Origin of the sequence: Prosthecobacter sp. (assembly GCF_044378005.1) — a bacterium.
Taxonomy (GTDB): domain Bacteria; phylum Verrucomicrobiota; class Verrucomicrobiia; order Verrucomicrobiales; family Verrucomicrobiaceae; genus Prosthecobacter.
This window is the reverse complement of the sequence record NZ_JBILYB010000334.1, coordinates 1-11,040: the sequence shown is the minus strand read 5'-3', so window position 1 is coordinate 11,040 and position 11,040 is coordinate 1. Positions and strand designations below refer to the sequence as shown.

The 11,040-nt window shown below is 53.3% G+C and carries 9 protein-coding genes and 1 pseudogene; 4 read left to right on the top strand and 6 right to left on the bottom strand.

Annotated features, from left to right (window positions below):
- The 5 genes from AC6FTP_RS27045 to AC6FTP_RS27025 form a co-directional block, all read right to left on the bottom strand.
- Nucleotides 1-512: hypothetical protein (locus AC6FTP_RS27045; RefSeq protein WP_497210002.1), on the bottom strand; the 512-nt coding region annotated here is incomplete at its 3' end.
- A 219-nt stretch (nucleotides 513-731) separates the two neighbouring features.
- Nucleotides 732-992 (bottom strand): PLDc N-terminal domain-containing protein, encoded by a 261-nt coding sequence (locus tag AC6FTP_RS27040; RefSeq protein ID WP_497210001.1) that lies wholly within the window; start codon nucleotides 990-992, stop codon nucleotides 732-734.
- 41 nt (nucleotides 993-1,033) lie between these two features.
- Nucleotides 1,034-1,765, bottom strand: coding sequence for a hypothetical protein (locus tag AC6FTP_RS27035; protein ID WP_497210000.1), 732 nt, complete (start codon nucleotides 1,763-1,765; stop codon nucleotides 1,034-1,036).
- A 300-nt stretch (nucleotides 1,766-2,065) separates the two neighbouring features.
- On the bottom strand, nucleotides 2,066-3,043 hold the full coding sequence (locus AC6FTP_RS27030) for an endonuclease/exonuclease/phosphatase family protein (RefSeq protein WP_497209999.1): 978 nt from the start codon (nucleotides 3,041-3,043) through the stop codon (nucleotides 2,066-2,068).
- A 218-nt stretch (nucleotides 3,044-3,261) separates the two neighbouring features.
- Complete coding sequence (locus tag AC6FTP_RS27025) at nucleotides 3,262-3,618, bottom strand: hypothetical protein (protein ID WP_497209998.1); 357 nt, start codon at nucleotides 3,616-3,618, stop codon at nucleotides 3,262-3,264.
- A 104-nt stretch (nucleotides 3,619-3,722) separates the two neighbouring features.
- On the opposite strand from AC6FTP_RS27025, the gene AC6FTP_RS27020 reads away from it, so the two are divergent.
- From AC6FTP_RS27020 to AC6FTP_RS27005, 4 genes are all read left to right on the top strand, one after another.
- On the top strand, nucleotides 3,723-4,886 hold the full coding sequence (locus tag AC6FTP_RS27020) for a glycosyltransferase family 4 protein (RefSeq protein ID WP_497209997.1): 1,164 nt from the start codon (nucleotides 3,723-3,725) through the stop codon (nucleotides 4,884-4,886).
- Nucleotides 4,887-5,263: 377 nt separating this feature from the next.
- The gene (locus AC6FTP_RS27015) at nucleotides 5,264-6,019 is read left to right on the top strand and encodes a hypothetical protein (protein WP_497209996.1); all 756 of its coding nucleotides are present in this window, start codon (nucleotides 5,264-5,266) and stop codon (nucleotides 6,017-6,019) included.
- 83 nt (nucleotides 6,020-6,102) lie between these two features.
- Nucleotides 6,103-7,482 (top strand): alkaline phosphatase D family protein, encoded by a 1,380-nt coding sequence (locus AC6FTP_RS27010; protein ID WP_497209995.1) that lies wholly within the window; start codon nucleotides 6,103-6,105, stop codon nucleotides 7,480-7,482.
- 171 nt (nucleotides 7,483-7,653) lie between these two features.
- Complete coding sequence (locus AC6FTP_RS27005) at nucleotides 7,654-9,852, top strand: NADP-dependent isocitrate dehydrogenase (protein WP_497209994.1); 2,199 nt, start codon at nucleotides 7,654-7,656, stop codon at nucleotides 9,850-9,852.
- A gap of 514 nt (nucleotides 9,853-10,366) precedes the next feature.
- Here AC6FTP_RS27005 and AC6FTP_RS27000 read toward each other — a convergent pair.
- A pseudogene (locus AC6FTP_RS27000) lies at nucleotides 10,367-10,897 on the bottom strand (sialate O-acetylesterase); the annotation flags it as partial.
- Nucleotides 10,898-11,040: the final 143 nt, after the last annotated feature.

Sequence of the window (11,040 nt, the reverse complement as noted above, 5' to 3'; positions counted from 1 at the left end):
AGCTTGAAATGCCAATTTTGGATATTGAAATCGTAACTCAGTTCACCTAGGACATTGGGGCGAAGTCCAGCAGACAGAGGATTAAACATCCAACCCACTTTATTATTCTCGAAGGACCAATACACCGACGGGCTAAGGCTGATAATAAAGTCATTGGAAAGCAAAACAGACATTCGCATCGAAGCCCAAATTAGTCCACCCCAGCCATCATCTCCGTTACTGTTTGGGACCGTGCCATTTTCATCAACCCAGTAGGTAGCGCCACCTACAAGAAATTGATCAAAAAGAAAGGGGCCTGCATTGATATGCAAAAAGCGGGGATCTATAGTCAATGTTTCCAAGCTACTGAGACTTACTCCTTGACCATTGTGATTTACTCTGGAAGACACACCACCGCGCAATCCACCTTCTTCTGCTGTAGCGCTGTAACGAAGTCTTTCCTGGCTACGGCGAAGTAAAGTGGATGCCCCAAACATTAAATCGTGATATGACTGATAATTATTATCGGCCATAGCGCTAGTTTGATATGTGTTCCGCGTTGGTACAAATCTGTACTCCGCTGATTCCACAACTTGACCAGCGCTCATCTCTTGTGCCAATGTTTGCGCGCTAGAGTTTCTGGCAACAAAAATGAAAGCTAGCACCACGATCCATACGCTAAAGCAGTGGGATTTGGACTGGAGCCGTGAGGTGCGAAAAGCTGGGTGACTGAACATAGTAAGCATAATTAGTTACTGTTTAAGGCCATTGGGGATAGTATTCCTCACAGAGGCTAGAATTCCCGAGAGTGCGTAAAGCACTGCCGAGATTCCTGGCAAGAGCATGATAGCAAATACCCAAAAGAAAGCTTGAACGCGATTGCGTGAAGTTTGAAAAACATCTGCTATCATCACGACCGCTACCACAAACCAAATAGCAATCAACGGCAGCCACGCATAAGCAGATACATTCTGAGGAGAGAATGTTAGTATATTTTTAATTGTGGCTCCCATTTTAAATTGCTATATGAATTTACGCTTGACGGCGGCACGCCTTATTTAGAATAGCTGCTCGGCGTAGCATTAAAGATAATGTGATCGTAGGCTGTTCTGCGCCCAAGCACGTCATCAAGAACAATGTTTTGATTCGAATCATCAATAGATGCGGTCAGCCGGAACGCACTGCCCACACGGCCTGGCACCACGGCCTCAACATAAACATACTTTGGCACCTGTCCTTCAGCCAAAAGCCATTCAACGCGGCGGTGGCGATAGTCGCCAGAGTCAAGCAAGAGTTTGGTGCGCCCAGAGTCTAACCATACTTTAACACGACCGCATGCATTATACTCTTCTTCAAAAGAAACAAATTTCCCAGACCGCTGCAAGAGGTTGATCCCATTAATTTCAAGCCCAGCAATAGTTTTGTAGTCTTGGAAGGCGGGATTACGGTGATAATTAGCGTATGGTGGCGGTTGAATAGCAAGCGCTTCAAATTCCACTTGCAGCAAGCCTCTGCCGTAGACGCTCATTCCAGGTGTACGTGTTTTGAGAGGCCAATATGCTTTGTTATTATCCTTGGCGGTGATTCTGCCGTCCTTGTTCGCATCAAAAGTGAGCGTCACATCGCCCGCGAAAACTCCGTTTCCAGGGACAACTCTCCATGAACGCGCTCCAGGGACGCGGTTAAAACTCCAGCTAGGACCAAATCCTCCCGGAGGCCAAGCGTAAACCGAATTAATCGATAGTAAAAGGACGGCCAGAGTGATGAACGAGTGTTTAGTTTTCATGGGGTCATTAAGGAGAAGGATACGTTAGCGTTATGCACTGCCTGTGGCAACGAATGTTTTTTTGAGATTTTGTAACACTTTCTCTCGCTGGATAAGCAGCAGTCATGGAGGCAGCTACTTTTATGCCGGAATTTGCTGTTTTGCCATAAAGTCTAAACAGCCACTCACGTGCCATTACGAACGATCTTCTGAATAACTTTCCCCCTGTCAGGCTTGAGACGTTGAACGCAGACATCAAGGGATCACAGTTTATCCCCATTCCTCAATTCGAGACGCCTTGAGTTCAGAAGTTCCGCATAATCACGGTATAGTGATGCTAGCACAAATTGGTAAATGCTGCATTCGCCCACTTTTGCTTGTTTTCCAATCGCAGATTTTAACTCCACGAGAAACAAAAAGGTAGTCAATCCTAAGCCATGGAACTGCGAATGAAGGCAGGGACATTGATTCTGCGGGAAAAGTAAAACCATACCCGCCCCCTTTTTTAGGAAATGAGTCAGTCATTGTTTCATTTATTGCTCTATACCCCGCCCCCCAGGGTGGTGTATTTAAGTCTCCTGCAACAATTGTCGTGCCAGACTCTTGTTTTATAATATCTGCTAACTTCTTGATATTGTTAGCACGCTCCATCCAGGCCATTGTTCTTTCGTTATGCCATAATTCTAAATCTGTAGATACCCAATGAACAAGTCCTAGCAAGAACGTCCCCTTACCAGCATGCCATCGCAATAACTCACGCGGACTCGGCATGTGTGTATTGAAAATGGAAATTGATCTACCCATGATGCGTAGTCGGTGGCGGTAGGCGCAGACTTTTTCACGACCATTAATTTGAACGGTCAATGCAGGCAGGCCCGGTTCGCTAAATGGGAATTTACTTAGGATAACGAATTCGCCAGCTTCCTGCTTGTGCGGAAAAATAGAGGCTCCCGCTGCCACGTCTGGTCGTTTAAGCCATCCACGTGCCTCTTGAAGCAAAACGATATCGGGGTTCATTATACTAACCAGTGCCTCAAAACCAACGAATTTAGACTGCCCAGCATTAAATGACATTATTCGGAGGCTTGGCAAGGACTCCTTAATCTCCACATTGCTAGCAGCTGCCTTATGGAATTGTGGGTGGCAATGTAATATGATGTAACTTAATCCTGATAGTAACAACATAACTAGTGCTACCCTGCTAAAAACTAATGCCAACGGCAACATTGCGACAAGTGGAATTAACGGAACCCAGATTGGCACATAAGATAAAACCGCTAAGAAAAGATTGCTTTCCATATCAGATTCTATGTAAAAGCTCACCCAAAGGATCAAACAGGACGCTCCTGCGCTAATGCAGAGGACTGCACGGCAAACCCAACGATAGACGCAGGCGATCCAGATTAGGGCATTCAATGAGTTTGGGGAGAAACCCATTTGATTCTTTTGTCGCAGTTACTAAACCCGTTCTGGGGATTGGAAATTTTTATCATCCGAGGCGGACAACGTTTACAAGGCTATCGGTTTTTGGGTAGCTCTTGAATATCCACTCCATACCCTTTGGTAACCCTTTCCAAATTTGGCGGTAGAGTTAGCTTTTTTGCGTTTTCTAGCGAATTGGGCGGTAGAGGAATTTTGACATCATCTTCTGCTGCTACTGTAACTTTAGAAGGCACTGGAAGCACAACGGGCTGTGTTTTGGTCGCCTCAATAGGTTTGATGATGCCATAATGCACAAGCACTATAGGCACTGCCAACCATAACAACGACACAGCAGTCACCAACAGCACTAGAGACTCAGTCAAGCTGAAGCCACAATTACTTCTGAAGCATTTGTGTGCTGAAATATCTTTGTGCCAAATAAGGATAGTCATTTATGACGTGATTTCGTCGAAAACTTCTGATTCAGCAATTGAAAACTAAAACACCAACAAGTAATTCAGGACTTATCTATGCCTTCACAGGATAAGAAAAGCATATGCCCAGCGAACAGACACAACAAAACCACAAACCACGGTCTATTCTGTTTGTGACTGCAAACAAGGGTGGAGGCGGAAGTGAGGAGCTTTGGCTTCAAACTGCCTTATTGCTAAAGAGAACTGGGCACACAGTATTTGCGCTAACAACTTGGACAAAAGATGCAAATATGCGGATAGGGCAACTTAACACAGGACATATCCCCCATCGTTCTTTAGCGTGTGGAGTCAATATGCTAAGTAAGGTTCTGTGTCGTCTCTGGCCGTCCCGATTTTCCACCCAAGGCAAAACGCAGTATGAATTGTCAACCTTAGCGCCTGATTTTATTTTGTTTAGCTCTGGCACATCTATGGATGGGTTAGACATACTTGAATGTATCGCAGCTAGCAAAGTGCCTTATGCGGTGGTGACTCATCTCGTTTCAACTGATCATTGGCCGGACGATTTGATCGCTGATAAAATGATACGTTTGTTCTCGGGTGCTAAACGTTTTTGGGCGGTTTCGAGACACAATCTTGAACTGCTCCAGACACAGCTCGCCTATCAAATTCCTCGCGCTCGTATCGCAAGAAATCCATTTCTAGTACATGGGCCGCCGACTCCCATGTCCGAAGGCTTTGGCGATTCTTCACTTGTCAGATTTGCTATTCCCGCCCGCCTACATCCACGCACTAAGGGTCATGATATTCTTATGCGCGTGCTCTCACATGAAAAGTGGAAGAAACGCAATTGGGTGGTTTCAATCTATGGTACTGGAGCATGCAGGGAAAGACTTCAGGCCTTAGCTTCAATGCTTGGGCTAGATGATAGGGTGTATTTTTGCGGACAGACAATGGACATCAAAACCCTCTGGAATAACAATCATGCTTTATTGGTTCCCTCAAGACACGAAGGGCTTCCTCTAACTGTTGTGGAGGCGATGTGGCTAGGTCGAGTGGTGATTGCCCAGCCAGCTGGTGGTATAGCTGAGTTGTTGAATGATGGGCAAACGGGCTTTCTCGCTGAGGGTATCGGCGAGAAGTTCTTTGACGAGGTCATGGAGCGTGCTTGGAGTCAGCGCTCTCGCTGGAATGATATTGCGAAGGCAGCCTCAGAGCACATCAGGACAATTATTCCACCGCATCCTGAACAACATTTTGCCGACGAACTGCTTGAGCTTGCTTGATCCACTATTTTTAATCGCAGGCGGTGTTTTAAACCCACCAAATGAAGAGAAAACTATATCCGTATTCCCCAGCAGGCTGCCACCACAGTGGGCGACGCTGTCACCGGCGGGAAAAAGCACTCGCGTTTGGCCTTGGTATCAGGAGCTTTGGCAGAGCAGTCCGCCTAGCAGGGAGGGCGGTCAGGTCAGGCAGCGCTAGTTCGCAAATCTTTTGCAGCTCGCTGACGACACGACTGGAGGCGGAGGCTTCGTACTTCTACCGCATCAAATGTTGCCGAGCCTTGTCATACGTTGTGATAAAATCTCGCTATCGCTATCGACTTGATGCATCTGCAAAGAGGGGTGTTTAAAACACTGCCTAGAAAAGCTAGGCTACCATGAAAATCACCATCTTTTGTCTTCAATTTCTCACCGCATCACTACATACAACCTCCGCGCAAAACGACTCCTCTTGGCTCCGCGAAAAGGGCACGCTGATCTTTCATGATGCATTCGAGCGTGAGGAGGATGGAAACCTCGCCAAAGCCATTGGCAATGGCTGGAATAGCGCGACGGCAGATCGCGTGCCGCACATCAAGATGGCGGATCTGGATGTGGGCATCCTCAAAATCGCCAGCGCATCCAAAGAGGCCAAGCACGCGGCCCATATTCATCACGAGGCAGGTTTTGCAGATGGTGGCACGGTGATTCGCTTTCGATTCCCAGGGGTCAACAAGGCGGAAACGCTGCAACTCGGCTTTGTGGATCGGGAGTTGAAGAGCGTTTGGGCCGGGCATCTCTGCTACGGCATCCTTTCGCAATCGAGCATCACGCTGACCGATCACAAGACCGGCATCATGAAACTAGAAAATCGCAAGCGCCGTGACGACGCGATGGCGAAGAAGGAGAAGATCCCCACTGATCTGGAAGCACTGCTGAAGACCAAGAGCATCAATGTTCCCTATAAAGCCGACACCGAATGGCACGAACTCGTTCTCGTCACCGAGGGCGATGAAATGCGCCTGAGCATCGACGACAAGCTGCTCGCGAAGCATTGCTCGGAAGGCTTCGCGCATCCGATGAAGCGCTGGTTCAGCTTTCTGGTGAACAACACCGTCTGGATCGACGACGTGAAGATCTGGGTGGTTCGCTGAATGCCGGTCGTGCAAGGCGAAAGAAGCTTGGCTGGACATCGGTTCATGAGTCCGTGAAAACCGCGTCACTCTTCTTCCTTCTGATGCCTCTCTCCGCCCTCGCTGAAATCCAGCACGCCCAGGGCGAGATGGCAGGCGAGGTAACCGCGACTTCCGTCTGGCTTCAGAGCCGACTCACGGCCATTCCCGGGCCGGTGCTCGATGCAAGCGGCGATGTGCCGGGGAAAGAAGGTGTCGCGTATTTTGAGTGGAGTGAGTCGGCGGACTTTGCCGAGCCGACACGCAGCAAGTGGTCCGAGGCGAAGGCGGATCACGACTTCATCATCCGCAGCAGCGCCAGCAGGCTCAAACCGGGCACGCTGTACCATTACCGCCTTGTTTTCGGCGAAACTCGTGAGACCGCCAAGCCCGGCCCCACACGCAGCTTCAAGACGCTGAGTGAAAGCGGCCCCGTGAGCTTTTGCATGGGCAGTTGCATGAACTACCACGCCTTCATGCATGGCAAGGCCAACGGCGGTGGTCCCGTCACCGCCACGGATGAGGACAAGCAGCTTGGCTATCCGGTTATCGCTGCCATGACCGCCTTGAAGCCCGATTTCTTCATCGGCACGGGTGACATCGTTTATTACGATCATCCGGCGAAGCCTGCGGCTCAGACGCTGCCCGAGCTGCGGAAGAAATGGCACGAGCAGTTTCGCTTTCCTCGCATGATCGAGTTCTTTGCCCACATCCCGGCTTTTTGGTCTAAAGACGATCACGACTTCCGCTTCAACGACGCCGATCTCCGTGGCGAAAAGCTTCCAGCGCCGACCACAGGCATCGAGATATTCCGCGAGCAGATGCCCATCTTCGATGAAGAAGATCGCACCACGCCCACCTATCGCACGCATCGCGTTCACCGGCATTTGCAGCTCTGGTTTGTCGAAGGCCGAGATTATCGCTCGCCCAATAAAATGCCCGACGGTCCTGAAAAGACGATTTGGGGCCGTGAGCAGCGCGAGTGGCTGCAAACGACGCTGAAAGCAAGTGACGCCGCATGGAAGGTCATCATCACTCCCACGCCCATGGTCGGCCCGGATCGCAATAGCAAGACGGACAACCACACGAACCTCGCCGGCTTCAAACACGAGGCAGACAGCTTTTTTCAATGGCTGCGGGATAACGGACTGAACAATGTCCTCACCTTCTGCGGCGACCGCCATTGGCAATATCACAGCATCCACCCGCTCGGTGTGGAGGAATTCTCTGTCGGCGCTTTGAACGACGAAAACGCCATCAAGGGCGAAAAGCCCGGCGGTCCGAAGACCACGGACCCCGAGGGAAAAATCAAGCAGCCGTACATTTACAAGGAACCCACCGGTGGCTTCCTGCGCGTGATGATCGACGACACGGCCAAGCTCGTGCTGGAGCATCGCGACGATCACGGCGTAGTGCTGAACTCGGTGACGAAGACGAGGCCGTGAGGCGGTCAGGTTCGTCCAGAGGTTATGGCTTCGCCGTCAAGGTGGTCAAAAAGGTGCTTCGGCCTCCCTTGAGGTTTTGTGTCCCCATCTTGACCTCTTGACGCGAAGCACCTTGACCCGCTCCCACCGCTTTTTAACTCTGCCGCCCTCCAATTCCGTCCCTCTGCCCCCATGTCCGCCAAAATCATCTACACCCTCACCGACGAAGCCCCGCTCCTCGCTACTTATTCGCTGCTGCCCATCGTGAAGGCCTTCACCAAGGCGGCGGGCATTGAGGTCGAGACGCGCGACATCTCCCTCGCGGGCCGCATTTTGGCGCAGTTCGGGCAGCAGGAGGACGATTTGAGCTACCTCGGCAAACTCTGCCTCGAACCGACCACCAACATCATCAAGCTGCCGAACGTCTCCGCGTCGCAGCCGCAGCTCAAAGCCGCCATCGCCGAGCTTCAGGCCAAAGGCTACAAACTGCCCGATCTGCCCGAAAACCCGCAGACCGATGAGGAGAAGGAGATCAAAGCCAAATACGCCAAGGTCATGGGTAGCGCCGTGAATCCCGTGCTGCGTGAAGGCAACAGCGACCGCCGTGCTCCGAAGGCCGTCAAAGACTACGCCAAAGCTCACCCGCACTCGATGGGCAAGTGGTCCGCCGATTCCAAGACCACCGTCGGCACCATGGGCAAAGACGATTTCTTCTCGAATGAGAAATCCGTGTGCGTCGCCGATGCCACTGAAGTGAAGATTGAGTTCGTCGGCAAGGACGGCAGCACCAAAACCCTCCTCCCCAAACTCGCCCTCAAAGCTGGCGAGATCATGGACGCCACCAAGATCAGCAAGAAGGCCCTCGTCGTCTTCTTCGAGCAGCAGATCGCCAAGGCGAAGGCCGATGGCGTGCTCTTCTCGCTCCACATGAAGGCCACCATGATGAAGGTCAGCGACCCCATCATCTTCGGCCACGCTGTCAGCGTCTTCTTTAAAGACCTCATCGCCAAGCACGCCGCCACGCTCGCCGAGATCGGTGTGAATTTTAACAACGGCTTCGGCGATCTCATCGCGAAGCTCGACAAACTCCCCGCCAACAAAAAAGCCGAGATCGAGGCCGACATCCAGGCCGCTTACGCCAGTGGCCCCGCCTTGGCCATGGTGAACAGTGACAAAGGCATCACCAACCTCCATGTGCCGAGCGACGTCATCGTCGATGCCTCCATGCCCGCCATGATCCGCGGCGGCGGCAAGATGTGGAACGCCGCCGGCAAGGAGCAGGACACCCTCGCCGTCATCCCCGACAGCAGCTACGCTGGCATCTACCAGGCCACGATCGACTTCTGCAAAAAGAACGGCGCTCTCGATCCCAAGACGATGGGCAGCGTGCCAAACGTCGGACTCATGGCCCAGGCCGCCGAAGAATACGGCAGCCACAACAAGACCTTCGAAGCCCCCGCCGACGGCGTCATCCGCGTCACCGACACCGCCGGCAACGTGCTCTTTGAACACAGCGTCGATCAGGGCGACATCTGGCGCGCCTGCCAGACCAAGGACGCCCCTGTGCAGGATTGGGTAAAGCTCGCCGTCAAACGCGCCCGAGCCAGCGGCGTGCCCGCCATCTTCTGGCTCGACAAAGCCCGCGCCCACGACGCCCAGATCATCGCCAAGGTCGAAAAATATCTCAAAGATCACGACACCTCCGGCCTCGACATCCGCATCCTCCCACCCGCTGAAGCCTGCACGTTCTCGCTCGAGCGCATCGTCAAAGGTGAAGACACCATCTCCGTCACCGGCAACGTCCTGCGCGACTACAACACCGACCTCTTCCCCATCCTCGAAGTCGGCACCTCCGCCAAGATGCTCTCCATCGTCCCGCTCATGAATGGCGGCGGCCTCTTTGAAACCGGCGCAGGCGGCTCCGCGCCGAAGCACGTCCAGCAGTTCTGCGAAGAGAACTACCTCCGCTGGGACAGCCTCGGCGAGTTCTTCGCCCTCGCCGCGTCCTTCGAGCACCTCGCCGACACCTTCAAAAGCGCCAAAGCCAAGGTTCTCGCCGACACCCTCGACGCCGCCAACGGCAAGTTCCTCGAATACGACCGCAGCCCCGGCCGCAAACTCGGCACCATCGACAACCGCGGCAGCCACTTCTACCTCTGCCTCTACTGGGCCCAGGCCCTCGCCGCCCAAACCGCCGACGCTGCCCTCGCCGCCACCTTCAAACCCATCGCCGAGGCCCTCACCGCCAACGAGAGCAAGATCGTCGCCGAACTCCTCGCCGTCCAAGGCCAGAAAGCCGACGTCGGCGGCTACTACAAACCGGATAACGCCAAAGCCGATGCCGCGCTGCGCCCGAGCGCGACGCTGAATGGGATCTTGGCTGGGGTGTGATTCACGATCTATCTGGTACAGCTCAGAAATCGAGTCTGGCAGTAGTTTGAAGGGTTTGAATCCACATACTACTTCCATGAAGCATCGCTTTGATCACTTCGGCCTTCTTTAGCAGGCAGGAGTGGTGATGAGCGCACATACGAAATCTTCCTCGCATAACCTGAACCCTCGTCGAAGTGCTCGGCCCGGACATCAAACAGCAGCGCCTCGACAGCCTCATCTGCTCAGTGACATGACCAACTTTGGTCGCGCAGGACATGCACCAGCTCATCAAACCCTTTGCTGACGACAAAGCCCCGCGCCCGGAAAAGCCCCCCCCCAAAGAAGGCACCCAAAGAGAAGAAGTCAGTGCAGTTGATGGCGCACATCATCCCTGGCATCACTCGAGCAACAAAGGCCGTCACGAGCCATCCTCGTGGCCGCAGCCCTTCTGGCCGACATGGAATCAAACGCCTGCCGGAACTGGCAAAAACCGAAACACTTTTTGGTGTGGCGTCTCTCGTTCTTATATACGCTACTTTGCCATCTCACCCAACTTTGCCGCAAAGCGCCGCCCGATCTCTTCCTGGGCTGCCGTGTCAAAATGCACCGCGTCGCCGATGTGCGTCTTCAGATCACGCGCATCGACGCAGGCCGTGTGTGGCACGGTTTTCGGCAGGGCGAGCTGGATGTCGTTCATCGCTTTGAGATTCGAGAGGGTAGGTTCTACCTTCATTTCGCCGATGGTGCAGGCGATGAAGGGCAGCTCTGGCATCGCGAGGTCGGTGCGGAAGGCTTCGATCATGGCGCGGAGGCGCTCGGCGTGCAGGGGGAGTTCCTGGGCGTTCGCGTTGGCCTCGCCTTGGAGCCAAAGGATGCCGCGAAGGCGGGCTTTCACCGGTGCGGTGGTTTGCAGGGCGAGTTTGGCACGGCGGAGGGCGTCTTCGTAAAGCTTCGCGCCTTTCTGCCAGAGCTTGATGGTTGATCCGCCGACGGCGCAGGGCACGAGGCCGATGGCGGCGGTTTTGTCCTGCGCGGCGAGCACCCCGGCAAAGGCCAGTCCGGGGCCGACACCGGCGTTGTGTAAGCGTCACCGTAACGCCCATAGGAACGCGGTTGGAACGGGGCGCGTGGGGAGTCAGGGATGTCCCACGTTATGGACAACCAAATCACGATTTTGAAACGGGACGCACGCGGTCGTGTGCGCAG

What these genes read in the sequence shown, in the direction of transcription:
- AC6FTP_RS27035 (WP_497210000.1), bottom strand. Translation starts at nt 1,765, where the DNA reads ATGAAAACTAAACACTCGTTCATCACTCTGGCCGTCCTTTTACTATCG.
- AC6FTP_RS27005 (WP_497209994.1), top strand. Translation starts at nt 7,654, where the DNA reads ATGTCCGCCAAAATCATCTACACCCTCACCGACGAAGCCCCGCTCCTC.
- AC6FTP_RS27030 (WP_497209999.1), bottom strand. Translation starts at nt 3,043, where the DNA reads ATGGAAAGCAATCTTTTCTTAGCGGTTTTATCTTATGTGCCAATCTGG.
- AC6FTP_RS27040 (WP_497210001.1), bottom strand. Translation starts at nt 992, where the DNA reads ATGGGAGCCACAATTAAAAATATACTAACATTCTCTCCTCAGAATGTA.
- AC6FTP_RS27010 (WP_497209995.1), top strand. Translation starts at nt 6,103, where the DNA reads ATGCCTCTCTCCGCCCTCGCTGAAATCCAGCACGCCCAGGGCGAGATG.
- AC6FTP_RS27015 (WP_497209996.1), top strand. Translation starts at nt 5,264, where the DNA reads ATGAAAATCACCATCTTTTGTCTTCAATTTCTCACCGCATCACTACAT.
- AC6FTP_RS27025 (WP_497209998.1), bottom strand. Translation starts at nt 3,618, where the DNA reads ATGACTATCCTTATTTGGCACAAAGATATTTCAGCACACAAATGCTTC.
- AC6FTP_RS27020 (WP_497209997.1), top strand. Translation starts at nt 3,723, where the DNA reads ATGCCCAGCGAACAGACACAACAAAACCACAAACCACGGTCTATTCTG.